General features: G+C 72.5%; 23 protein-coding genes. 9 read left to right on the forward strand and 14 right to left on the reverse strand.

Annotated features, from left to right (window positions below):
• The first annotated feature begins 57 nt into the window (after positions 1-57).
• Complete coding sequence (gene ppgK / locus AB0K43_RS24450; RefSeq protein ID WP_363643188.1) at positions 58-801, forward strand: polyphosphate--glucose phosphotransferase; 744 nt, start codon at positions 58-60, stop codon at positions 799-801.
• Between the two features lie 115 nt (positions 802-916).
• On the opposite strand, the gene AB0K43_RS24455 is transcribed toward ppgK, so the two are convergent.
• Positions 917-1477, reverse strand: coding sequence for a DUF6542 domain-containing protein (locus tag AB0K43_RS24455; RefSeq protein WP_363643190.1), 561 nt, complete (start codon positions 1475-1477; stop codon positions 917-919).
• A 229-nt stretch (positions 1478-1706) separates the two neighbouring features.
• On the opposite strand from AB0K43_RS24455, the gene ychF reads away from it, so the two are divergent.
• A complete protein-coding gene (ychF, locus tag AB0K43_RS24460) occupies positions 1707-2780 on the forward strand; it encodes a redox-regulated ATPase YchF (protein WP_363643192.1) in 1074 nt (357 codons plus the stop codon).
• A 121-nt stretch (positions 2781-2901) separates the two neighbouring features.
• On the opposite strand, the gene AB0K43_RS24465 is transcribed toward ychF, so the two are convergent.
• From AB0K43_RS24465 to AB0K43_RS24480, 4 genes are all read right to left on the reverse strand, one after another.
• Complete coding sequence (locus tag AB0K43_RS24465) at positions 2902-4230, reverse strand: hypothetical protein (protein ID WP_363643194.1); 1329 nt, start codon at positions 4228-4230, stop codon at positions 2902-2904.
• Positions 4227-5852, reverse strand: a complete 1626-nt coding sequence (locus AB0K43_RS24470; RefSeq protein WP_363643196.1) for a hypothetical protein — start codon at positions 5850-5852, stop codon at positions 4227-4229. The genes AB0K43_RS24465 and AB0K43_RS24470 overlap by 4 nt, the downstream gene beginning before the upstream one ends.
• 345 nt (positions 5853-6197) lie before the next feature.
• Complete coding sequence (locus AB0K43_RS24475; protein ID WP_363643198.1) at positions 6198-6992, reverse strand: toll/interleukin-1 receptor domain-containing protein; 795 nt, start codon at positions 6990-6992, stop codon at positions 6198-6200.
• Positions 6993-7317: 325 nt separating this feature from the next.
• Positions 7318-8562, reverse strand: a complete 1245-nt coding sequence (locus AB0K43_RS24480; protein ID WP_363643200.1) for a helix-turn-helix transcriptional regulator — start codon at positions 8560-8562, stop codon at positions 7318-7320.
• A 406-nt stretch (positions 8563-8968) separates the two neighbouring features.
• Between AB0K43_RS24480 and AB0K43_RS24485 the strand changes: the two genes are divergently transcribed.
• Positions 8969-10387, forward strand: a complete 1419-nt coding sequence (locus AB0K43_RS24485; RefSeq protein ID WP_363643202.1) for an ATP-binding protein — start codon at positions 8969-8971, stop codon at positions 10385-10387.
• 789 nt (positions 10388-11176) lie between these two features.
• Here AB0K43_RS24485 and AB0K43_RS24490 read toward each other — a convergent pair.
• From AB0K43_RS24490 to AB0K43_RS24505, 4 genes are all read right to left on the reverse strand, one after another.
• A complete protein-coding gene (locus tag AB0K43_RS24490; RefSeq protein ID WP_363643204.1) occupies positions 11177-11437 on the reverse strand; it encodes a Txe/YoeB family addiction module toxin in 261 nt (86 codons plus the stop codon).
• Entirely contained in the window at positions 11434-11691 is a 258-nt protein-coding gene (locus AB0K43_RS24495; protein WP_363643206.1) for a type II toxin-antitoxin system prevent-host-death family antitoxin, read from the reverse strand. Before AB0K43_RS24495 ends, AB0K43_RS24490 begins: the two co-directional genes overlap by 4 nt.
• Before the next feature lie 66 nt (positions 11692-11757).
• A complete protein-coding gene (gene lanL, locus AB0K43_RS24500; RefSeq protein ID WP_363643208.1) occupies positions 11758-14286 on the reverse strand; it encodes a class IV lanthionine synthetase LanL in 2529 nt (842 codons plus the stop codon).
• Between the two features lie 2 nt (positions 14287-14288).
• A complete protein-coding gene (locus tag AB0K43_RS24505) occupies positions 14289-14471 on the reverse strand; it encodes an SflA family class IV lanthipeptide (protein WP_363643210.1) in 183 nt (60 codons plus the stop codon).
• A gap of 524 nt (positions 14472-14995) precedes the next feature.
• Here AB0K43_RS24505 and AB0K43_RS24510 point away from each other — a divergent pair.
• On the forward strand, positions 14996-16234 hold the full coding sequence (locus AB0K43_RS24510) for an IS4 family transposase (RefSeq protein WP_363643212.1): 1239 nt from the start codon (positions 14996-14998) through the stop codon (positions 16232-16234).
• Between the two features lie 86 nt (positions 16235-16320).
• Here AB0K43_RS24510 and AB0K43_RS24515 read toward each other — a convergent pair whose 3' ends face one another.
• Positions 16321-16815, reverse strand: coding sequence for a DUF4188 domain-containing protein (locus AB0K43_RS24515; protein WP_363643214.1), 495 nt, complete (start codon positions 16813-16815; stop codon positions 16321-16323).
• An 83-nt stretch (positions 16816-16898) separates the two neighbouring features.
• On the opposite strand from AB0K43_RS24515, the gene AB0K43_RS24520 reads away from it, so the two are divergent.
• Positions 16899-17558 carry a MerR family transcriptional regulator gene (locus AB0K43_RS24520; RefSeq protein WP_363643252.1) on the forward strand — a complete coding sequence of 220 codons (660 nt, stop codon included), beginning with the start codon at positions 16899-16901 and terminating at the stop codon, positions 17556-17558.
• Positions 17559-17708: 150 nt separating this feature from the next.
• Positions 17709-18980 (forward strand): serine hydrolase domain-containing protein, encoded by a 1272-nt coding sequence (locus AB0K43_RS24525; RefSeq protein ID WP_363643216.1) that lies wholly within the window; start codon positions 17709-17711, stop codon positions 18978-18980.
• A 28-nt stretch (positions 18981-19008) separates the two neighbouring features.
• Here AB0K43_RS24525 and AB0K43_RS24530 read toward each other — a convergent pair whose 3' ends face one another.
• Genes AB0K43_RS24530 through AB0K43_RS24540 form a run of 3 tightly spaced genes read right to left on the reverse strand, consistent with a single transcriptional unit; the run spans position 19009 to position 20853 of the window.
• Positions 19009-19665, reverse strand: coding sequence for an HAD-IA family hydrolase (locus AB0K43_RS24530; RefSeq protein ID WP_363643218.1), 657 nt, complete (start codon positions 19663-19665; stop codon positions 19009-19011).
• 43 nt (positions 19666-19708) lie between these two features.
• A complete protein-coding gene (locus tag AB0K43_RS24535; RefSeq protein WP_363643220.1) occupies positions 19709-20170 on the reverse strand; it encodes a dCMP deaminase in 462 nt (153 codons plus the stop codon).
• Positions 20167-20853 (reverse strand): RibD family protein, encoded by a 687-nt coding sequence (locus tag AB0K43_RS24540; RefSeq protein ID WP_363643222.1) that lies wholly within the window; start codon positions 20851-20853, stop codon positions 20167-20169. The genes AB0K43_RS24535 and AB0K43_RS24540 overlap by 4 nt, the downstream gene beginning before the upstream one ends.
• A 151-nt stretch (positions 20854-21004) precedes the next feature.
• Here AB0K43_RS24540 and AB0K43_RS24545 point away from each other — a divergent pair, with 151 nt between their 5' ends.
• Positions 21005-22381 carry a hypothetical protein gene (locus AB0K43_RS24545; RefSeq protein ID WP_363643224.1) on the forward strand — a complete coding sequence of 459 codons (1377 nt, stop codon included), beginning with the start codon at positions 21005-21007 and terminating at the stop codon, positions 22379-22381.
• 24 nt (positions 22382-22405) lie between these two features.
• Here the strand turns inward: AB0K43_RS24545 and AB0K43_RS24550 are convergent, their stop codons facing one another.
• Positions 22406-22990: a pyridoxamine 5'-phosphate oxidase family protein gene (locus AB0K43_RS24550; protein ID WP_363643226.1), complete on the reverse strand. Its 585-nt coding sequence runs from the start codon at positions 22988-22990 to the stop codon at positions 22406-22408.
• Between the two features lie 291 nt (positions 22991-23281).
• Between AB0K43_RS24550 and AB0K43_RS24555 the strand changes: the two genes are divergently transcribed.
• Complete coding sequence (locus AB0K43_RS24555) at positions 23282-23434, forward strand: hypothetical protein (protein WP_363643256.1); 153 nt, start codon at positions 23282-23284, stop codon at positions 23432-23434.
• A gap of 11 nt (positions 23435-23445) precedes the next feature.
• Positions 23446-23844 (forward strand): NUDIX domain-containing protein, encoded by a 399-nt coding sequence (locus tag AB0K43_RS24560; RefSeq protein ID WP_363643228.1) that lies wholly within the window; start codon positions 23446-23448, stop codon positions 23842-23844.
• Positions 23845-23978: the final 134 nt, after the last annotated feature.

Raw genomic sequence — 23978 nt, forward strand, 5'->3', positions numbered from 1 at the left:
GCGGTCCTGCGCCCGTACGTTTGTGCACAGGCTGTGGATGACGGAGGTCGGCGGCAGATGACGACGGTATTCGGCGTGGACATCGGTGGCTCGGGCATCAAGGGCGCGCCGGTCGACCTGGAGCGCGGGGCGCTCGCCCAGGAGCGGCACAAGGTGCTCACCCCGCACCCCGCGTCACCGGAGTCGGTGGTGGCCGCCGTCCAGGAGGTGGTCAGACACTTCGACCATCAGGGCCCGGTCGGCCTCACCTTCCCCGGCGTGGTGGTCGACGGCCACACCCGTACCGCCGCCAATGTGGACAAGGGCTGGATCGGGATGGACGCCGCGGGCCTCTTCCAGGACGCCCTGGGGCTGCCCGCCACCGTGCTCAACGACGCCGACGCCGCCGGGCTGGCCGAGCTCACCCACGGCGCCGGGCAGGCGCACGGGGGAGTGGTCATGGTGCTCACCTTCGGCACCGGGATCGGCAGCGCGCTCTTCGTGGACGGCACCCTGGTGCCCAACACCGAGCTCGGCCACCTGGAGCTGCGCGGCAAGGACGCCGAGCACCGGGCCTCCTCGGCCGTCCGGGAGCGGCACGACCTGAGCTGGTCCGCGTGGGCGGAGCGGGTGGACGAGTACCTGGGCCTGGTGGAGCGGCTCTTCTCGCCGCAGCTGATCATCATCGGCGGCGGGGTCAGCCGCAAGCACGAGAAGTTCCTGCCGCTGCTGACCGAGCGCGGGGCCGAGGTGGTGCCGGCCCGGCTGCGCAACGACGCGGGCATCGTCGGGGCCGCGATGGCGGCCGCCAAGGCGGGCTGAGCCGCGCGGACGTCCGACCCGGGGAGGCGGCGGTCGCGGTGGTCGTGGCCGGCGGGCCGGTCAGCAGCCTCGGTCAGCCGGCCCGGAGCCTCGGCCAGCGGGCCCGGAGCCTCGGTCAGCGGGCCCGGCGGATCCGGCGCTGGGCGAGGAACCGGGCCGCCACGATCAGGACCGCCAGCCCCGTCCCGGCGAACAGCCAGCCGGCCCGCAGCGCCAGCCCGCTGGCCAGCGCCACCACCTGGCCGGTGATCCCGTGCACGTCGGCCGGCTGGCAGAGCACCAGCGCCGCCGCGAAGGCGATCGGCCCGCTGATCGGGGCGGCCGGCAGGTCCGACAGCCGGACCCGGATCGCGAGCTGGAAGCAGACCGCCAGGTAGCCGAGGCCGAACAGCAGCCCCAGATCGCCGAACAGCACCCGGTCCACCGCCGCCACCAGCAGCGTGGCCAGCACCGCGACCACGCCCGTCCCGATCGCGGTCAGCCGGGTCGGCCGCCCGCCCCGGCGGCGGTCGGCGGGCAGCCGAAGGCGCAGCCTGGGGGCGGCCCGGGCACCGGAGGCCGGCCGGAGCCGGGTGTCGGGGGGCACGGCCGGCCCCGGTACGGCGGCCTCGGCGGCGGCACCTGTCGGCGGCCGCCGCCTCGGCCCTGGCGGCTGGGTACGGATGCTCTGCTCCACCCACCCAACGTACGGTCCGATCATCGCCACACTGTGTAATGCCCGCGGATTGCTTCCTCCGTGTCCGGGCCGGGAGCAGGGTCGGGCCGCGATCGACGGGGCCGGACATGGGTGACCCGTTCGGAGTTCCTGGAGCCCGAGCGGCTCCCCAGGGCGCGCCCCGTAGACTGGGGGATCGGCCCGGACCGGTGCCGATCCACCTCCCTCCAAGCCCACGGGACATCGCTACATGTCGCTCACGATCGGAATCGTCGGTCTGCCGAATGTCGGCAAGTCGACCCTGTTCAACGCCCTGACCAAGAACGACGTGCTGGCGGCCAACTACCCGTTCGCCACCATCGAGCCCAACGTCGGCGTGGTCGGTGTCCCGGACGCCCGGCTGGCCAAGCTCGCCGAGATCTTCGGCTCGCAGCGGATCCTGCCGGCGACGGTGGACTTCGTGGACATCGCGGGCATCGTCCGCGGCGCCAGCGTCGGTGAGGGCCTGGGCAACAAGTTCCTCGCCAACATCCGCGAGTCCGACGCGATCTGCCAGGTCATCCGCGCCTTCGTGGACCCGGACGTGGTGCACGTGGACGGCAAGGTCTCGCCGAAGGACGACATCGAGACCATCAACACCGAGCTGATCCTCGCCGACCTCCAGTCGATCGAGAAGGTGCTGCCCCGCCTCCAGAAGGAGGCCCGCCTGAAGAAGGAGTCCGCGGCCACCCTGGCGGCGGCCGAGGCGGCCCAGAAGGTCCTGGAGTCCGGCAAGACCCTGTTCGAGGTCGGCTTCGACGCCTCCTCCGTACGGGAGTTGCACCTGCTCACCACCAAGCCGTTCCTCTACGTCTTCAACGTCGACGAGGACGAGCTGACCGACGAGGCCTTCAAGGACGAGCAGCGCGCGCTGGTCGCCCCGGCCGAGGCGATCTTCCTCAACGCCAAGATCGAGTCCGAGCTGATCGGCATGGACGAGGACGAGGCGCTCGAACTCCTCCAGTCCATGGGCCAGGAGGAGACCGGCATGGCCACCCTCGGCCGCGTCGGCTACGAGACCCTCGGCCTGCAGAGCTACCTCACCGCCGGCCCCAAGGAGACCCGGGCCTGGACCATCAAGAAGGGCGCCACCGCCCCCGAGGCCGCCGGAGTCATCCACACCGACTTCCAGAAGGGCTTCATCAAGGCGGAGGTCATCTCCTTCGACGACCTGGTCGAGACCGGCTCCATCGCCGAGGCCCGGGCCAAGGGCAAGGCCCGCATCGAGGGCAAGGAATACATCATGCAGGACGGCGACGTGGTGGAGTTCCGCTTCAACGTCTAGCGGGTGAAATCCCACCGCGTCGCTGATCTGGCAACTATGAAGGTCAGCAGGGGTCCGGCCGTTCGAGGCCGGACCCCTGGTTCGTTGAAGCGGGGCCTCGGAGAGTCGAGTGCCTGACGGTTCAGCTCTCGTCCTCGCCCTGTGCACGAGGTGCAGCGGGACGCTGCGAGTTGTCCGCGGTGTCCCAGAAGTACGGCAGTGTCATGTCGTCGTCCTCGCTCGTCTCTCGCCAGCCGTGGCTCCAATCGCCCGCGCCGCTCGCCGCCGCCCCCGGCGTGAAGGTGCCCGCAGCCGCGCCGGTGAACGGAGAGCCTTCGGGAGCCGGGAAACCCGGCGCCCAGGGCCCGGTGGCGTCCGCCTCGCCAGAAGGCCCACCCTCCGGCCCTTCGCCTCCGCCTTCCTCGGGCGTCGAGAGAAGGGTCCGCCTGATCTCCTCGGCGGCATCGTCCAGCCCCGCCGCTTGCAGGCTTCGCACCACACGGTGCACGAACACCGTGTACCCGTCCATGTCCGGCTTCAGACCCAGTGCCGCCAGCAACAGGAGCAGCCGATCCGAGACCCCTACTTCCTCCTCACGGTCGAACATCTCTTCTCCCTGGCCGTCGCCGGCCCAGAGCGGGCCCCCGACGGTCGCTTCGCTCCGCGCGCCCACGGGAGGGACGAGCAGGTGGCGGAAGAGCTCGGGCATCTCCTCGTCGTTGGCCGCCGCTGCGATCTGGGCGAGCGGGCCGATCATGTCGACCGCCTTCTCGATCTCGTTCTCGTGGCGGGCGAGCCACCACACCACCGCGCTGCCCGCGCTCTTGAGTACGTCGTCACCGAGGTAGCGCCGTTTGTTGCGCTCGTGCTGACGCTCGTACTCCCAGATCTCCTCGTCCTTGCGAAGGTCGTTCAGCTTTCGCAGTCGCTCGCGATCGGAGGGGGCGAGGGTCAGCGTCACATCGGTCGCGTGGGCCGTCACCCGTCCGCTCCGATCCAAAATCGGAACACCCAGTTCCGCTGCCAGGTGGTACCGCGCGAAGCTCGCCCGGCCGGGCTCCTCGCGGTGGACGACATCCAGGGCCCGGCCGACGACCGAGGACACGGCGAGGTCCGGGGAGGCACTGCCGGATCGGTCGGGGTGGTCGGGAACCGGCCTCCACCACACGGTGGCGGAGAAGAAGAAGTCGTATCCGCCTGCCGCGCTCGGCAGCGCCGCGTCGACCACCCGCGTTTGCTGGTACGGCTGCTCCGTCGGCGCCGAAGGCGGCTCGGCTTCCCTGGGCTCGTGCGGATCGGCCGACGCGCGGCCACCGCTGAAGATCGTCAGCACGAGCAGCAGCGAGCCCGAGGCCGTGACCATGGACATGAAGCCCCACAGCCATACCGACCGGTGCAGGAGGTTTCCGATGACAGCCGGTGCGAGGCCGCAGAGAGCGACGAACAGCAGGCTGGGAAAGCGATGTTTCATCGAGCCTCTTCCGTGGTCCGTGGTCCGGCGCCCGCCCGCCCCGTACTCTCCGTGCGGGCATACTGCGCGTGGTCGATGTGCTGCCAGAAGCGGTCGGCGACGGGTGCCCGGGACGGGTGGCGCGGGGGCCCTGCCCAGCCGCAGGCGATGGCGTAGAGGCGGTGCAGAGTGGCCGTGCGGCCGTGCGTCGCTCCTACCATCACGCCAAGTGCCATCTCCAGCGTCCGGTCGCGCGCCACGGCGTTCAACCAGCTACTCACCAGGGGGTTCCAGAGGTCCGTCGGCGGCTGGGAGAAGACCGTCTCCCAGCCAAGGAACAGGTCCGGCCACGGCGGCGGGTCCGGTGCCCGGTCACTCCGTAACAACTCCGTGAGCAGCCGGAGCTGGGACTCCGCCCCGCGCGGCTCCCGGCGCGTCCGGTCCCGTAGGCGGTCGATCAGCAACCGGTAGAGCCGCCGGTCGCGACCGGCGAGGTCGAGAAGTGCCTCCCGGGCCTCGTGCGCCGCCTCCTCTTTCCGTACGGCGAGGTAGTGGAGCCGCACCATCGCCTGATCCGGGTGCGTCGAGCCGAGGCTCTGAAGGCAGGCGGTGGTCAAGACGCGGGCGAGACCGTCCGACAAGGTGCCGGACCTCACGCAGTCGTACATCCGCCTGCGGAACCATCCCCCGAACCTCTCGTGACTGAGCCCGAGTTCAAGGGCTGCTACGGCTTGCGGGTCGCACGTCGTCCCGCCCGCACGGTTGGCCCACTGCACCACGAGGTCGAAGAGATGGTCGGGCCGCCCGATGGCCAATGACCGTTCGCCGAAGCGGACGACGATGTCCACCCGGTCGTCGGTGGTCAGACCGCGGAGCCCGGCGGCATGGCCGATCCAGTCCCTGAGGTCGTCGCGCAGGCCGGGGAAGTTCGCCCAGAAGTACGTCCGTACAGCGCCGGCGTAGGCCAGCCGCCCGAAGCGGAGCCGTCCGTCCGGGCCTCGTTCGATCCCGAGCGCCGCCAACCGCTCCCCGAAGTCCGTCCGCGCGAGCTCGGTCGTCGCCTCCTCCTTGTGCTTCACCGTGGCCATCAGGCCGTGCCATGCCTCGTAGACGATGTCGGCGCCGGTCTCCTCGAACACCGCCGTCGCGAGCAGCAGGGCCCGATCGGGCGCGGCGCGGACCGTGGCCATCTGTCGGCCCACTTCGTCGGCACGGTCGGTCACCGCGTGCATCGCTTGGTCGAGCCACCCCGCGAAGTCGGTGCCGAACCGGCCGCTGTCGCGAGCGGTTCTCACCAGTCCTGCGAGCCGCGCCAGTTCTCGCACGGGAGAGCGGTCGCACAGGCGCTGGAGGTCGGGGCTCCCCAGGTCTGCGGGGCGGAAGGTCATTCGGTCCATGCGGAGGTGCCGGGTGACTACGGCTACACCCCGGGGGCGCCCCAGCGTCACCGTGTGCTGTTCGAGGTCCGGCGGGTGGGCGTGCTCCATGCCCGACGGCAGGACGACGACCATGTGGGCCCCCGCCTCCTGGACCTGTGACCGGCGTACGGCCAGGCGGCGCTGGGCCTTGGCGTACGCCTCCTCGTCGGCTGTCCCGGAGAGGTCGAGGAGGAAACGGTCGCCCTCGCCGGGGGCGAGGGGCATCTCGTCCTTGTCCGTGGCAGGAAGCTCCTCGAACCGGACTCCCTCCTCGTCGGCGCCCGAGCCCGTGCAGCAGCATGATCGCCGCGGCCCGGCGGCCGCTGCCGGGGGGAGCCTCCAGCAGCACCACCGATCCTGGCTTTTCCAGGCGTTCGGCGGCGACGCGGTAACCCACCGGCGGAACGAACCGGTCGGCGAGGCGCACCCGGTCCTCCCGGGCGATCCGGAGGGACTCGACCCCTTTGCGGATCATCCAGTCCGCGCCGACGCCGTAGTAGACGTACTGGTGCCCATCGCCGTTGTTCACGGGGCCACGTGGATCATTGACGGTGACGCGGTCCTGCTCGGTCATCGTCCGTCGCCCGAGGGCCGGCGCTCGCGCTCCAGGCGCTGGTGGACCGTGCCGCTGTTGTCGCCCGCGGTGAAGTTGACCCCGGTGTTGTCGCCCTGGAAGTGGGGCGCGTTGTACTGGCTTCCCCGACCGGTGTTCACGGGCCCCTGCGGCTCGTTGACGAAGGTGCCGGACAGGTCTCCGTTGAGGTTTCCGATGCCGCCGCGCACACGCTGCTCGACGTCGCGCGTCCGCATCCTGGTGTGCCCGGCATCCTGGGCCGACGTCCTACGGGACTTCGCTTCCGCCCGCTCCCGCGCTGCCCGGGCGTCGCGGTCCGCGGCGCCCAGCTCGGGCAGCAGCCGGGCGAGGGCATCACCGAGCGCTGTCAGGTCCGACTCGGCGTTGCGGTGGTCGAAACGCCTGTACTGGCAGTCCGCCAGCTCCCGCAGATCGTCCGGGAGGACGGCGCGGTCGATCCGCGTGGCCTTTCCGACGAGTACCGGGATCACCAGGATCCCGCGGTCGAGCGCGGTCTGGATCTCACGGCGGGTCCAGTCCTGCTCTGATTCGAGGACGGGGCGGCCGGAGGGCCCCCGCACCTCGGCCCAGTGCGGGCCGATCACGGCGAGGAGCGCCTCGCACTCCTCCACCGCCTTGACCAGTTCTGCCGGGAAGCGGTGTCCGAGCTCGATCGAGCTGCTGGCGAAGAAGATCCGCTCGCCGCCGAACCGCCGGGCGAGCTCCCGGGCGATCATGGTCGCAGCGGATTCCTCGTCACCCGTGCGGTAGTTGACGAAGACGTCGGGCATGGAAGTTCCCTTCGTGAGAAGAAGACGGAAGGCAGAGGTGAGCAGGTACGGGCGCGGGCCTCGCGGACCAGACCTCCGAGGCTCCGGTCAGCCCGGGCCATGAGGTTCCGACCGCGTGACGGCATGGCGCTACCACGGAAAGGCGTACGGATGGAGGTGCGCTGATCGGTGCGCCACCAGGTCGCGGGCAGCCCGGAGAAGCCGGGGGCGCGGTTCGATGCGTCAGGCGGAAGTCAGAAGTCCCGCCGGGGATCGTGGGATCCGGAGGGGCTGGTTGGTCCGGCGAGCCTGAGGGCTCCAGCCGGGGCCGGTCGTGGAGCCGGTGTCAGTCCTGCGTGGGGGCGAGCACCCGTGCCAGCGCCGGCTGCAGATCGAGTACGGCTCGGCTGCTCCGGAACCGGGAGAGTTCTCGCGCGAGACGCCGGACGTCGCTGTTCACCGTTGCCGAGGGCACGGCAGGCATCACTCCCAGGAGTTCTCCTGCGATCGCGCATGCGTGCTCGACCTCTCCGGAGGCGGCGTGGGCCAAGGACCTACGAAAGCCGTACCGGGCGCGGGTTCGCAGCGCGTGCGGCGGGATCCGGCGGCACTCGCGGTCGAGGATCTCGGCGGCGGCCTTGGGACGACCGAGGTCGTGCAGGCACCAGCCGGTCGTCATCGCGGCCGGATCGCTCACGTGGGTGGTGCCGATCACAGGCTCGGCACCACTGCGGGTGTCGTCGCCGTCGAGTAGCTCCCTCGCCCTGTCGAGGCTGCGGAGGCAGGCGCGTTCGTCGCCGACGAGTGCGTGTCCCTGGGCCTCCCGCTGGGCCGCGAGTCCCCGGATGCGCGGCGGGAGCGCTTCGCTCTGAGCCCGGCGGGCCAAGGCGACGGTGCCCGCGGCGTCCCCGCCGTAGAGCGTGACCAAGGCGCGGCGCACGAGCGCGTAGGAACCGAGGTGCGGATCGCCCCCGGCGCGCGCCAGTTCGGCGGCCTCACCGGTCCAGCCGAGCGCCGTGCCACTGTCCCCGGCCTCCTGCGCCATCCAGCCGGTGAATTCCGCGAACCGTGACGCTAGCAGGAGTGCGGAAGCTCGAGCGGCGGAGGGGGCGTCGGAGGCCAGCCCGGCGACCATGCGCGTCTGCGTCTCCAGGAGGGGAAGCAGGATTTTCGGCGCGGTGGACTGGCCTAGATTTCGTAGCTGGTCGAACTGTGCGCGGAAGGAGGGAAGGAGGGGGTCGATGGTGGAGGACGGCTGACTGCGGAGCTTCAGGCCGAGGTCGATCAGCGCCCCAGTACCCGCCGCGAGGACCTCCCGGCGCCCGACGAGCCAGAGGCTCGGGACAGCGGAGGTTTCGCTGGTGTCCGAGTCGGTCTCGGGACGGAGGGCCAGGCTCTGCAGCTCGCCGTTCGCGCCGAGGAAGGCGTCGCACCGACGGGCCAGTTCGGGGGACGCGGAACGCTCCCCTCGCTCGACCTTGCTGAGGTGCCCCTTGTCGTAGTTGAGCGCCACGGAGAACTCGGTCAGGGTAAGCCCTGCTTCCTGTCGTAAACGGCGAAGTTCCGGACCAAAGCGGGGATGTGTACTCATGCTGGACCTTCCCTTGGGTTGCGGGTGAGAGCTGTGGGCCCTCCGGGCAACTCTCGTTCGGCGTACACCGGGCGACACGAAAACCCACGGCGAACACCCGTCGTGACGGTTCCGTCGCGCTTCGCATCCGAGAACGAGTTTGGCACGAGGCGCGCCCCAAGAATCGGGGTTCGGCGGGGTTGCCCGTTGCCTCTTCTGCTCTCTGTTGTTCTCTGCGTGCTCCGTCGTGCGATCGGAGTCGACCGCGCTGGGGGCAAAGTGATCAATGGCGGCAAGGGGGTGTCCGACGGGGCGCGAGCGTATGGATGGTGACTGCGAGTGACAGGATGTGTCTCTGGGGTGATATTGCTGCTAACGTCGATGTTGCTAACGTAGGTGTTAGTTACATGCGTGGAGGTTGGCGGGCATGGTGGACTTCGTGGGCCGTCGCCAGGAGCTGGCGACGTTGGAACGGGAGTGGCAGAAGGTTGCGGCAGGGGCCGGCGGGGAGCGGCCCGGGCGGTGCCTGATGCTGCGCGGGCGGCGCCGGGTGGGCAAGTCGCGGCTGGTCGAGCGGTTTGCGGAGCGCTCCGGAGCCCCGTTCTTGTTCTACGCGGCGACCGGCGCGTCCCCTAGAGATGATCTGGCACGGCTGGCCCGGGACGCCCAGGCATCGACGCTGCCGCTGGCACAGTTGGTGGCAGCTGCTCGACCGGAGAGCTGGGATGCCGCGTTCGATGTGCTGGCTGCGGCACTGCCTGCCGACCGGGCGAGCGTGCTGGTCATCGACGAGGTGCCGTACTTGATGGACGCTGATGGCGCCTTCGAGGGGATGCTGCAACGGGCCTGGGACCGGGTGCTGGAGACCAAGCCGGTGCTGTTGGTCCTGATCGGCTCCGATCTGTCGATGATGGAGGCTCTGAACAGCTATGGACGCCCTTTCCATCAGCGCGGCCGGGAGATGGTGCTAGGACCACTGAATCCCGCCGAGGTGGGGCAGATGCTCGGGCTGGAACCGGCGGAAGCCTTCGATGCCGCGCTGGTCACCGGCGGGCTGCCGCTGATCTGCGCGGAGTGGGAGCGAGGTGCAGGGCTGTGGGACTTCCTCGATGAGGCGCTGAGCGACCCGGTTTCGGCCCTGCTGGTGTCGGCCGAGCGTTCGCTGGCTGCCGAATTTCCCCCGCAGGCTCAGGCGCGTACGGTGCTGGCGGCTATCGGCAGTGGCGAGCGGACCTTCACCAACATCGCCCGTGCAGCCGGCGGGATCGGGGGTACGCCACTCCAGCGAGCGTTGGAGCTGCTGACGGACAAGCGGATCGTCGCTGCAGAACTGCCCGTGTCGCGGCGTCCGTCAAAGGACCGCCGCTACCGGGTGGCTGATCCCTACCTGCGGTTTTGGCTGCACCTGCTCGGACCATCCATGGAGGAGATCGAGCGAGGGCGGGGCGATCTGACGTCGGCGCGGATCCGGGAGAGCTGGACCAGTTGGCGCGGCCGAGCGATCGAGCCACTCGTCCGCGAGGCGCTCGCCCGGATACTGCCCGACGACCGGCTGCCAGCGGCCCCCGCAGTGGGCGGCTACTGGACCCGTACCAACGACGTCGAGATCGATATCGTCGGGGCGGACCGCGCCCCCATTGCCAAGGATCTGCTCTTCGTCGGTTCCATCAAGTGGCTGGAGAGGTCGCCCTTCGATCGGCACGACCTGGCCGCTCTCCATCGGCATCGGGCCGCCCTCACCGACGATCCTGTCCCGGTTGTGGTGGTCTCGCGCAGCGGAGTCGGTTGTCCTGGTCCCGACGCCGCCTACGGTCCCGAGGATTTGCTGACCGCCTGGCCGCTGTGAGCGGTGGATGGCGGGCGAGAAGCGGGGGCAGGTGAGTGCGATCAGGCCGTAGATGTCGGGGGCTCGTCGTAGTCCTCGACGTGGGCCCGGGCGGCTTCGGGGAGCGGTCGGTGGCCGCGGGCACGTCTTCGATGACACCGGGCCAGACCTGCTCGTCGTCCGTCCCGTACGGACTCATCTCCGACTCGTGGTCGAAGCCGCGGACGAGCACGCCCGCCGGGGTGAAGTGGACGGAGAAGTCGTCCCCCGAGCCGTTGGCCATCAGGGCCGTCTCCTCGCCGGGGCCCCAGGTGGTGTCGAAGGTGTACCGGCAGAACCGCGGATCATCGCTGATCGCCGCGTCCAGAGCGGCCAGTGCGCGCAGATGGGCGCGGAGTTGGGCGGTGTCGGGGAGAAGGGTGTCGGTCTCGCGCGCGGTGCTCATGGCACCATCGAAGCAGCCGCCGGTGACGATCTGGCGCGGCCGCCCGGACAGCGGTGCCGCCACCTCCGGCGAGTTGGCCGGCCTGGCCAGGCTGCACGGTGCCTTGGGGACGGGGTGTCCGGATGATTCAGGGGTGGAGGTCCGCGCGATCCAGGCGGGCAGGGAGAAAGCGTTCTCGCCGGCGGGCGCGTCGGTCGCCCCGAGCAGGGACCATGCGCGGGCCTCGCGTGGGGGATCAACTGGCCGTGGTCGGCGAAGTCGTTGATGACCTCGGCGAAGTGGGCGACCGGCCGGCCGGGGCTGTCCGGTCGGTGTGTCACGGAGTTCTGCGGGCTCTGGCCGCCCGGCGCTTCCCTGCCGTCGGGTCAGCTCTCGTAGTGGTAGCGGCACTGGGCGATCAGGACCGAGCTGTCGGTGGCCTTGTAGATCAACCGGTGCTCGTCGTTGATCCGCCGTGACCAGTAGCCCTGGAAGCCGTGCTTGAGCGGTTCCGGCTTGCCGATTCCTTCGTTCGCGTTGCGTGCGATGTCGGCGATGAGCGTGTTGATCCGCTTGAGGATCCTGCGGTCCTGGACCTGCCACCACAGGTAGTCGTCCCAGGCCTGCGAGGCAAAGGTGATCTTCACTCGGGGTCCGCCAGCTCGCGCACCGTCCCGCCGCCGTTCTCCAACTCCTCGATCGAGGCGAGGAGGCGGCGCGCGTTGGCGGGGCTGCGGAGCAGGTAGGCGGTCTCCTTGAGAGATTGGTAGTCCTCCAGGGAGACGATGACCACCGGCTCGCGTCCCGCGCGAGTGATCACTATTTCCTCGCGGTCGTCCGTGACCGCATTGAGCACCTCGGCGTAGCGGGCACGGGACTCGGAGTAGGTCATCGTCTTCATGGTCGACCCCTTTCAGGTACAAGAAATTGTACGTCTGCAGCGAGGTGTCGACAAGCACCCGTGTCGTCAGTCGATCAGGCCGAGGCGGGGGCCGCCGTGGGTGTGGAGGCGGCGGAGGAAGGCGAGGACGCCGGCGGAGCCGCCGGCCCAGGTGGGGCTGGGTCGGGTGAGGTCGGGGTCGGGGAAGGTGGGGCGGGAGGTGGGGCCGCCGCTGCGGCTCAGGATGATCAGTGCGACGGTCGTGGCGGCGGCCCAGAACTCCTCGGAGTCCGAGGCCTGCGCGACGTCCACCAGCAGGTCGCCGACGCCGGCCAGCCCGCAGCACTGCGTGACCAGCGGCATCCGCGGCGCCAGCGCCACGCAGGTGCGGGCGGCCTGTTGGGCGAGGCGCAGGTGCTCGGGCTCGCCGAGGCGGTCGGCGGAGCGGACCAGGACGGCTCCGATGCCGGCCAGGCCGCGGCACCAGGAGCCGTAACGGCGGCTCGCGCTCGGCCGGTCGGCCGCCGCGATGATGTCCGGGGTGACGGCGGCGAGGTGCGCGCAGGCTGTCCGCGACCGGTGGACGGCCGCCGGGTCGCCGGTCGCGTGGCCGTGTTCGAGCAGGAAGTACGCGACGCCCGCCGTGCCGTGGGCGAGGCCTTCGCGCAGTGCGGCGCTGCCCGGTGTGTCGGCGCCGGTGGGGGCCGGGCGGGCGGCGCCGGAGGCCAGCATCCGCTCGCACTCGGCGGCGATCGCGAGGTGGCGGTCGGCGAGTTCGCGGCGCCCGGCCCCGAGGGCGTGCCGGGCCAGCAGCAGCCGGCCGAGGCCGATGCCGGCGACACCCTCGATCAGGTCGGCCTCCGGTGGCCCGCCGTCGGGTGACGAGACCGGTAGCGGATGCTCCGGCGGCCCGTCCGGTGCTCCCGCCGCGGCTTGCGCGAGGAAGAGCTCGACGCCGGTGCGACCCGAGTAGAAGCCCGGCGACAGGCTCCGGGTCTGCTCCGCGGTCCACCGCGCCAGCGCGTCGATGCTCTCGCGCACCCCGGGCCGGTGCCGGTGGTGGAGGAGTTCCAGCCCGAGCCCCGAGCTTCCGCCGTAGACGTCGATCGCGGTGGGGATGTTCAGGCGGGCGGCGAGCGCCGGGTCCACGATCCGGCGTGCCTGGTCGGCGCAGTACCCGGCGGTGTGCTCGATGATCTCCTGCAGCAGGTCGCCGTCGAGGCGCGGCTGCGACGGCTGCCGGGAGGTGCCGCCCGGCGTCCCGCTGCGGAGCCGGTCGGCGGCGGCGGTGCGCTCGGCCGGATCGAAGCTCAGCAGGCCGCCGATCGCCGACCGGATCTCCCGGTGTCCGGGGCCGGGCAGCGCCCACCGCAGGCCGGCGAGGGTGCGGTCCCGGTTGACCACGGCGTCCGCGTCGACGATCACCGGGTCCAGGCCGGTGGCGGCGAAGAACAGGGTCGCGCCCAGCGCGTAGTAGTCGTCGGCGGGCTCGGCCGGACCGGTGCCGCGCAGGACCGGCTCGCTGTAGCCGGGGGTCGCCCCGCCCGGGCCGACGCCGTCCAGCTCGCTGATCCCGAAGTCGATCACGTGGCACCGGCCGGCGCCGTCCAGTACGAGGTTGTTGGGCCCCAGGTCGCGGACGACCACGCCGCTGCCGTGGATGGCGTCCAGGACGCGCAGGAGTTGGGCGGCGAGGGCGGCGGGGGAGCGCCACGGTCGGGCGTCGCCGTCGCGGTAGGGGCCGTTGTCCTGGACGTCCCGCCGCAGGTCGCGATCCCCGCAACTGGTCATCACCAGGTAGTCGTCCGCGTCGTGCCGGAAGTGGTCCAGCGCGCGGGGCACGCCCGCGACGGAGCCGAGTGCGGCCAGGATCGCGCGTTCGTTGCGCAGCCGGTCACGCGGGTCCCGGCCGGCCTCGTCCTCGGCCACGAAGGCCCGGGCCTGCTTGACCACGACCGGCCGCCCGGTGCTGCGGTCCACCGCGCGGTAGACGTTGCCCTGCGGTTTGCGCACGATGCCGACGGTGACCCGGTAGCGGCCACCGCCGAATCCGGGCGCGGCGGCCCGCTGGGCCCGGCCGGGTTCGCCCGCGAAGGGGTCCTCGGCCCAGGGCGGGCACCGGTAGGAACCACCGGCCATGCCGTCGAAGATCCGACCGTCCGGCCCGACCATGACGGACTCGATCCGTCCGCTCCGGCCGGTCCGGTAGTCGCCGGTGAAGGGCCCGTAGCGGTAGTAGACGGGCGCGCGCGGATCGACCCGCCGGTCGCTGACCACCTGCGGTCCCTCCCGGTCGCGCAGCACGGCGACGAGCTCCCGGGCGATCCCGGTGATGGCGCCGGCCGCCGGATAGACCGTGATCGCCTTCCCGACGGCGCCCGGGCTCGGCAGCCCGGAGTTGATGGCGCGCAGGGTCGGAGCGTCCTTGGCGAACTTCGCGTGGCAGACGTGCCGCAGCAGCACCGGCAGGACGAGGCCGGTCACGGTGTCGAGGTCACCGGGGCGGGCCGAGACGTGCAGTTTCCAACCGTGCTCCATCGCCGGCATCCGCGGATCGTTCAGGTACGACCAGGTGTCGTCGGACCATCCGCTGCGGCCGGCGATGGACCCGGCCACCGCTAGGAGTTCTTCTCGCAGGCGAAGCGCGTGGTGGCGGTCACCCAGGGATCGGCGAGGCAGGCCGTGTGCTCGCGGTCGCTGCGGTCGTCGTCCTCGAACACGATGACCTCGTCGTCGAGCTCCAGTGGCCCCGCGTCGCGGAATTCGTCGACCTTCGGGAGTTCCATCATGGCTATGGGCATGTGACGCCTCCATGTTCTGTCGTGCATTCGGTGACGGCGCGGGTCGCGGCCGGTACGGACCGGGCAGCCTGCTGGGCCGAGGTCCTGATCCACGAAGGTAGGGAGAAGCGATCTGGCTGACAAGGGGTCAGAACCGCTAACTTTGGCCGCCGGCCCGGGCGGTGTCGATCCACGGAATTGCCGGGCGGCCGCGCCCGCCGAATCCGGATACTCCGCGAGTTCCCCGTGAGGTCTCCACGACCTGCGCTCCGACAGGTTCCATCGAACACACAATCGTGGTTGCATATGCCAGCAGTGGCGGGTGATCCGCAGTCCTGGCTGCCCATTTCCGGAATTCCGGCGCGACCGGATGTGCTCGACCGACTTGTGCCGCCGTACCGCCGTGCCGTACCGCCGTGCCGTACCGCCGTACCGCCGTTGGCGGGAATGTGTCGAAGTGGCCGGGGAATGGCGGCCATTCGCCGCGGCAGTTCATCGACCGGACCGCTGGGACAGCGGCTGCTTCAGGCTGGGGGCTCGAAATCATGGCACGAACCGGGCAGTTCTCGCCCGCGGCGGGGGAGCGATTAGCAGATCTGCTCGGCGTCTGCGCCCTGACCTGGGCGCTGCCGAGCGCCTTGGTGGACGGCGCCGTCGAGGCCGCGGGGCGGACCGAGCAGCGCTGCCGGGCGCTGCCGGCGCGGACGGTCCTGTACTTCACCCTGGCGATGTGGCTCCATCCCTCCTACGGGTACGGGGAGGTCATGCGGCTGCTGTCGGCCGGCCTGGCGCGCAAGCACCGGTGGGCGCCGCCGCTGCCGGTGCCGTCCACGGCGGCGATCGCCAAGGCGCGGCAGCGGCTGGGCCCGGACCCGCTGCGGCTGCTGTTCGAGCAGGTGGCCGGCCCGACGGCCGGGCCCGGTGCGGTGGGCGCGTTCCACCGGCAGTGGCGCCTGATGTCGCTCGACGCGGCCGTGCTGGACGTGCAGGAGTCGCCCGGCAACCGCGCGGCGTACGGCGGCCCTGGCGCCGGACCCGGCCCCGCCCCTGGCTCTGGCCGCCGCGACGGCTCCGGCGGCCGGGCACTGCCGCAGGTGAAGGTGCTGGCCCTCGCGGAGAGTGCGACCCACGCGGTCTGCGCCGCGGCTCTCGGCGCCCGCGGCCCCGGCGGCGCCGACCTGGTGCGCGAGGTGCTCACCGCGCTGCAGCCGGGGCAGCTCGTGGTCGCGGACCACGGCGCCCTGTCCTACGACCTGTGGACCCGGGCCCGGGGGCGCGGCGCCGAACTGCTCTGGCGCGCGAGACCCGGCTTGGACCTGCCGGTGCTGCGGGTCCTCGACGACGGCTCGTACCTGTCCCGGCTGGCCGGCCCCGCGGCCGGTGACGGGTCCGTCGTGGTGCGGGTGGTCGAGTGCCCGCTCCCCGCCGCCGCCGACCGGTCCGGCCGGGCCCCGGGCGGGCAGATCGGGCGGCTGCTCTGCTCGATCCTGGAGCCGGCCGGGGCCGGCGCCGCGGAGCTGGCCCGGCTGTACGGGGAGCGCTGGCGCCTCGACACGCTGATCGACGAGCTGGGCGCCCGGCCGGGCCGGGCCCGCCCGGTGCTCCGGTCGAAATCCCCGGCCATGGTCGAGCAGGAGGTCTGGGCGATGTTCCTGGCCCACCACGCGATCCGGCCGCTCCTCGCGGGCGGCACCGGGCCGGCGGGTGCGTCCGCGGATCCCGTGGGTGCGCGCGCCCGGGCGGCGGGTACGCCCGCCGGGCCGACGCGTGAGCGGGCTCGGTAGCGGACGGGGAGCCGCCGCGGGTAGGTGCCGTCACGCGCGGCAGCAGCCGGTCGACGATCACCTCGGGCGGCCAGGATGCCCGGCGGTCAGGACGCCCGGCGCCGCCCCAGGCGCTCGGCGGCGCTCTCGCCGCGGTGGGCGACCGGCACGGGTGCGGTGGCGGCGGCGAGCCCGTGCAGGGGCATGTCGACGTAGACGGTCTCGTACGAGCCCGCCGGCACCACGTAGGTCTCGTGCCAGATGCCGACCTCGCCCCGGCTCTCACGGACCAGGCGGTTGAACGCGGCCCAGGCCGGGCGGTGCAGCCCGTCCCGGTCCGCGGCGTAGGCGAGCAGCTTCTGGGGCGACTCCCAGTACTGGACGAGCTCGACCGTCCGGGGCGGCCCGAGCCGCATCCGGTGGCCGAGCAGGCCGCTGTCCCGGTCCGCGGCGAGCTCGGCGAGCATCCGCGGCATCGCGGTGCTGACCGGCCACCACCGGCGGACCGAACGCAGGCGGTTGATCCGTATGCCGATCAGGAAGACGACCACGTCCTGCTCGGCGGCGGCGGTGATCCGGCCGCGGATCGGCTTGGCTCCCATCGGGGCACCCTCTCTCCGGAAGTGTTGGACAGTGCCACTATCCTTGTAAGATAGTGGCACTGTCCAATGGAAGGCGCAAGCACATGCGGCTGGCGGAGCTGAGCGAACGCAGCGGTGTCCCTGCCGCGACCATCAAGTACTACCTGCGCGAGCAACTGCTCCAGCCGGGCCGGCGGGTGACCGCCACCCAGGCCGAGTACGGCGAGGAGCACCTGCGCCGGCTGCGCCTGGTGCGGGCGCTGATCCAGATCGGCCGGGTGCCGGTGGCCACCGCCCGCGAGGTGCTGGCGGCGGTGCAGGACGAGACGCTCGACCTGGACGCCCGGCTGGGCACCGCGATGCAGGCGCTCCCGGCCGGACCGCGGCCGGATCAGGAGGACCCGGCCGCCGAGGCCGCCGAGCGCGAGGTGGCGAAGCTGCTGGCGGAGCTCGACTGGCGGTGCGACCCCCGCGCGACGCCCTACCGGACCCTGGTCGCCGCCGTCGCCGCACTCACCCGGCTCGACTACCCGGCCGGCCTCGCCCACCTGGCGCCGTACGCCCGGGCGGCCGCGCAACTGGCCGTCGACGACCTGGACATGGTGCAGGAGTTCGAGGGTCCGATGGCGCAGGTGGAGGCGGCCGTCGCGCTCACCGTGCTCTACGAGCCGGTGCTGCTGAGCCTGCGCAGGCTGGCCCAGGCGCAGGAGTCCGGCCGCCGGTTCGCCGCCGCCGAGGACGGCGCGCCGCGCAACTGCCCCTGACCGGCTCCGGTGACGGCTCAGGGGTCGGTCCGGGGCGGGCCGGGGTTTGTTCGGGGGCGAACCCGGATGGCGGGCCGGGCCCGCCCCGGCAGGCTGGTCGAGGGATCGGGGAGGCCGGTCCGCAGTCGATCAATCGGGGGTATCCGGAGCATGAACACCACGGTGAAGCACGCGCGTTGGAGCAGGATGGCCGCCACCGGCGCGCTGGTGGTCGCGCTGGCGGCCACCCTCGCCACCCCGGCGCTGGCGGCCGCCCCGGCCCCGGAGGCGGCCCGATCGGCCGCCCCCGTGCCACAGTCCGCCCGATCGGCCGCCGGTCAGCTGCCGCCGCTGGACCGGGAGGCGATCCGCCGGGCGCTGCCCGCGCTGCCCGACGCCGACCTGACCGGCGCCCTGCTCCGGGTCACCGGCAGTGCGGGCCGCTACGAGACCTCCTGGGGCACGGGGGATCTGACCACCGGTCGGCCGGTGGACGTCGACGGCCGGTTCCGGATCGGCTCGATCTCCAAGGTGTTCACGGCCGCGGTGGTGCTCCAACTCGCCGCGGAGCACCGGATCGACGTGGACGCCCCGGTGCAGCGCTACCTGCCGGGCGTCCTGCCGGCCGGCTGGCCCCCGATCACCATCGGCCAGCTGCTGAACCACACCAGCGGGCTGCCGGGCGGCAACGGTGACGCGTGGGGCGACGGCACCAACGCCTGGTTCGTCGAGCACCGGACGCAGAGCATCACCCCGCAGGAGGTGGTCGCGGGCACGGCCGGCCAGCAGTTGCGCTTCGCGCCGGGCAGCGCGCAGCAGTACAACGGGATGAACACCTTCGTGCTGGGCCTGCTGGTCGAGCAGGTCACCGGCCACAGCTACGCGCACGAGGTGCAGCAGCGGATCATCCGCCCGCTCGGCCTGCGCGACACCGCCGTGCCGGCCGCCACCGACAGCGGCCTGGCCCGCCCGGCCGCCCGGGTGTACCTCACCGTGCCCACCGCGGACGGCGGTTCGCGGCCGGTGGACGTCACCGAGCAGAGCCCCTGGCCGTGGGCCGAGGGCGGGCTGATCTCCAGCGCCCCCGATCTGGACCGCTTCTTCACGGCGCTGTTCGAGGGCCGGCTGCTGCCCGGGGCCCAGCAGCGGCTGCTGTTCACCGTCCCCGACGTGCCGAACCGGGAGAACAGCCACTGCGCCACCACGCCGGACGGCAACGGCGGCCGGGCCTGCATGAGCGCGGGGCTGGAGCACGTGCAGATCAACGGCGTCGACCTGTGGGGCAAGACCGGCTCCCGCCCGGGGTGGACCAGCGGGGTGTTCGCCACCCGCGACCTCGGCCGGAAGATCGTCTACTCGCTCAACCCGACCGATGTCCGCGGCGCGAACCTCTCGTACGTGCTCGGGTTGGCCGATGCGGTGTTCCCGGCCGCGAAGCCGTGACCGCAGCCGTACCCGCGCTGGGTCGGTCTCAGCTGATCCACAGCCGGATCGCGCCGTCGGCCTGAGGCTCGACCAGGACCCGGGTGAGGTCCGCCACCTGGACGGTCGGCCCGTGGGCGGCGGCCCGCGGGCCGACCCCGACCACCTGCATGCCGGCGGCCCGGCCGGCCGCTATGCCGGCCTCGGAGTCCTCGAAGACCACGCAGTCCTCCGGGGCGAAGCCCAGCGCCGCGGCGGCCTTCAGGAATCCCTCCGGGTCGGGCTTGCTGGCGCCGACCGACTCGGCGGTCACCAGCAGCTCCGGCAGCGGCAGCCCGGCCGCGCCCATCCGGACCCGGGCGAGCGCCTCGTCGGCGGAGGTCACCAGCGCCCGCGGCAGCCGCTCGGCCGCGGCCAGCAGGGCGGCCGCCCCGGGGACGGCCACCACGCCCTCGACGTCGGCGGTCTCCTCCGCGAGCATCTGCCGGTTCTCCGCGAGGTTCTGCTCCATCGGGCGGTCGGGCAGCAGGATGGCCATGCTCAGGTGCCCCTGGCGCCCGTGCACCACCTTCATCGCCTCGTCCGGGTCCAGCCCGTTGCGCTCGGCCCAGCCGCGCCAGCACCGCTCGACCACGGCGTCGGAGTTGACCAGGGTGCCGTCCATGTCGAACAGCAGGGCGCGGGCGGACAGGATGACGGCGGGCATGCGGGACCTCCTGGAAGCTGGTTTGTTTTCACAGCTTACAAAATCACCGCTCCAGCAGGTGCGCGTTGACCTCCCGGGCCGCCGCGGCCAGCTCCGGCAGCTCGACCACCTCCACCCCGGCGGCCGCCAGCAGCGCCGTCCCCTGGCAGGCCGTGACGAACAGGTCCGGCTCACGCCAGGCCACCACCACCCGCGGCACCCCGGCCGCGATGATCAGCTGGGCGCAGGTGAGCGGCCGGGAGGCACGCTGCCCGCACGGTTCCAGCGAGCTGTAGACGGTCGCGCCGCGCAGCCGCGGATCGCCGGCCGGCAGCTTGGCGAGCGCGGCCTCCTCGGCGTGGTTGTGCGGGTCGAGCTCCCGGCTCCAGCCCTCGCTGATCGGGCGCCCCTGCGCGTCGACGATCACCGCGCCGACCGAGAAGGCGGTCCCGGAGCGCGGGCAGTTGCGGGACAGCTCGACGGCGCGGGCCAGCCAGCGCAGATCGGCGGTCGCGGGGCTGGTCACGGGGCGGACTCCTTCGGGGCGTACCTGAGCAGGACGACATCGCCCACCGTACGTGCCTCCAGCAGCCGCATCCGCCGCCCGGGCCCGCCCGGGAAGTCGGCCACGCCGAGGAAGCGCGGCGCGTCCACCTGCCCGACCAGCAGCGGGGCGAGCGCCAGCTGGAGCTCGTCGGCCAGGCCCTGGGCCAGGAACTGGGTGTGCACGCTGCCGCCGCCCTCGACCATCAGCCGCCCGACCCCGCGCCCGCCGAGGTCGTCCAGCACCGCCCCGAGCCCGACCTGCGGGCCCACCCCCACCACCTCCGCCAGCCCGGCCAGCTCCGCGCGCAGCCGGGGCGCCGCGGCGTCGGTGGTGTACGCGACCTTGTCCCCGCCGGTGTGCCAGAAGTTCAGCCCGGCCGGCAGCTCGCCGCTCGCGCTGAGCGTCACCTTCAGCGGGTACGCCGGCCGGCCGGCCGCCAGCCGCGCCGCCCGGCGGTGGGCGGAGTTGACCAGCAGCCTCGGGTTGTCGCGGCGCAGGGTGTTCCCGCCGACCAGCACCGCGTCGCTGCCGGCCCGCTCCTCGTCCACCCGGTCGAAGTCCTCGGCGTTGGAGAGCAGCAGCCGTTCGGGGCCGGCGTCGTCGAGCCGGCCGTCGATCGACACGGCGGCGCTCAGCAGCACGTAGGGGCGGGGCGCGGGCATGGGTGGCTGGTCCAATCTGTCGGTTCCGCCCCACGCTACGGGGCGCGGTGAGCTGTTCGCCGAACCACCGGACGATGTATCTCTGCCGTTCGCCCGGCAGCTCCACCCTGGTGCGGACCTCGCAACCCCCCGTCCGTCGAAGGGCCATCAGGTGTCCCGTCCCAGCTCGCTCGGTCTCGCCGCGGCAGCGCTGCTGCTCGCCGCCGTCCCCGCGCTCGCCGCTCCCGCCTCGGCGGCGAGCTACGGCACCCCCGTCATCTCGCTCTCGGCGAGCTACCTGTCCGGCGCGGTCGGCGCCACCGGCGACCCGACCGTCACCGTGACGGTGTCCCAGAGCGGGGCGGACGTCTCGGCCCTGACCGTGGCCGCCTCCGCGACCAGCAAGAGCTCGGTGGCGAAGACCACCGACGTCACGGTCGCCGGCACCACCGGCACCCGCACCCTGACGGTGGCCGCCCGCGGTGTCGGCTACACCGACCTGACCGTCAAGGTCACCGGCCTCGGCGGCAAGACCGCCACCAAGACCCTGCACTACGCGGCCTCGGCCGCGGTGCAGCACGCCGTCGACGCCCGCTACCTGACCGGCTCCAGCGACGCCTCGGCGGCCGTGGACGCCGGCGGCGGCTACGCCGTGGTCGCCGACGACGAGTCCAACGTGCTGCGGCTGTACGACCGCAGCCGCTCCGGCGCGCCGGTGCGCACCTGGGACTTCTCCTCCTCGCTCGGGGTGTCCAAGGAGATCGACATCGAGGCCGCCGGCCGGGTCGGCAACACGATCTACTGGCTGGGCTCGCTGGGCAACAACAAGGACGGCGAGGTCAAGGCCGACCGGGCGACGCTGTTCACCACCACGATCACCGGCTCGGGCGCCACCACCCAGCTCACCCTGGGCGGTTCGTACAAGGGCCTGCGCGCCGACCTGATCGCCTGGGACAAGGCGAACGGCAACCGCTACGGCTTCGCGGCCGGCGCCGCCGCGGGTGAGATCCCCAAGCAGATCGACGGCTTCAACGTGGAGGGCCTGGAGTTCGCGCCGGGTTCCACCACCACCGCGTACGTGGGCTTCCGGGCCCCGCTGGTGCCGCCCGCGAACGGCGGCAAGGCGCTGCTGGTGCCGGTGACCAACTTCGACCAGCTGGCGGGCGGTTCGGTGCACGCCACCTTCGGCACCCCGATCACGCTGGACCTCGGCGGCCTGTCGATCCGCGACATCCGCAAGAACGCGGCCGACCAGTACCTGATCGTGGCCGGCTCCTGGGCGGCCGACGACAACTCCGACCCGTACGCGCTCTACCGCTGGACCGGTCGGCCCGCCGACGCCCCGGTCAAGGTGCTGGACCTGCCGACCAGCGACGCCGGCGGCTGGGAGGCCGTGGTGGACGTGCCGGACCTGACCGTGCCGGGCGCCCGCGCGCAGCTGATCACCGACGACGGTTCCGCCGACCTGTACGGCGACGGCACCGAGGCCAAGGACCTGACCCACGCCGAGTGGAAGAAGTCCCGCACCACCTGGTTCACCGTCGGCTGACCCGACCCCTGCGCCCCGGCCGGCTCAGCCCGGCCGGGGCGGCAGCGGCAACGGCAGCGCGGGCAGGCCGTCCAGGCTGGTGCCGACGTGGCTCTTGCCCTCGCAGTACGCGCCGAACTCCTCGTCCGACTTGCGGCCGAAGTGCTGGGCGTGCAGCTCCCGGTCGGCGCGGTAGTCCATGAACGGCACGGCGAAGCCGCAGGAGTCGCTGATCCGCTCGGCCGCCACCAGCACCACGGCCCGCAGCCCCGCACCGTCCGCCTCCGGCGGGAAGTGCCCGATCAGCCCGGCGAAGCGCGGATCGTCCCGGAAGACCGGCTCGCCGCGGCCGTGCACCCGCACCACCGTGGGCGGGCCCTCGAAGGCGCACCACATCAGCGTGACCCGGCCGTTCTCCCGCAGGTGGGCGATGGTCTCCGCGGTGCTCCCGCCGAAGTCCAGGTAGGCCAGGGTCAGTTCGTCCAGCACCGCGAGGGTACCGGAGCGGCCCTTGGGGGAGACGTTGACGTGTCCGTGTGCCGCCAGTGGCGCGGTGGCGACGAAGAAGACCGGCTGCTGCTCGATGAACTCCCGCAGGCGGCCGTCGATGCGCTCGTAGGTCTTGCCCATGCGCACGATTCTCCCCGCCGCCCGGTCGGCGGGTCGAGTGGATTCGCGCGCCGTACCAAGGGGTGGGACGGCCCGGCGCCCCTAGTTTGCCGGGGGTTGGCCGACGGTATGTCCCTCACCGGTGCGGTCCGGTAGTCTCGCGCCGCCCTGCCGCCGGCCGCGCCGGCGCGGGGCCGGCTTACCTGCTGTTAACCACCTCCGTACCCGGCGGTAGCAGTCCGCCCCTACGGTCGGAGTTCTGCTCCGGGCCCGGCCTGTCCCCCACCGGGCCGGGCCCGGTACCGTCGCGCCGTGGAGACCTTTCGGGTGATGCGCCAGGACGACAACGGCAACCGCTACCGGGTGGCCGGCGGCCTGACCCGCGCCGCGGCCGAGGCGCTGGCCGCCGAGTACGAGGCCCGCGGCCACAAGCAGCTGTACTGGGTGGAGCGCGAGTCGGCGTAGGGTCGGCGCCCATGGAGACGCGGATCGTGGTCGGTGGGGCTCTCATCCACCGGGGCCGGGTACTGGCGGCGCGGCGCAGCGCCCCGCCCGAGGTGGCCGGCTTCTGGGAGTTCCCGGGCGGCAAGGCCGAGCCGGGCGAGACCCAGCAGCAGGCCCTGGAGCGGGAGCTGCTGGAGGAGTTGGGCGTACGGGCCCGGGCCCTGCGGGAGCTGCCGGGCCGGTGGCCGGTGCGGCCCGGGCTGGAGCTGCGGATCTGGGCGGCCGAACTGGTCTCCGGCGAGCCCCGGCCGCTGGCGGACCACAGCGAACTGCGCTGGCTCGGCCCCGGCGAACTGCACGACGTCGACTGGCTGGAGCACGACCGCGAGGTCCTGCCGCACGTCGCCGAGCTGCTCGCCGGCCCGGCCTGAACCGGCCCCGCGCCGCGGTCGGTCCGGGATCCCGTTGGTCCAGGTAGGTCAATCGGTAAAGACGACCCGTATGCCGGGATAGTGCCGGGTTCTGCTGGGTATGTCACTGTTCGGCAGCATTCGTCACCATCGGT

Source organism: Kitasatospora sp. NPDC049258 (assembly GCF_040678895.1).
GTDB lineage: Bacteria > Actinomycetota > Actinomycetes > Streptomycetales > Streptomycetaceae > Kitasatospora.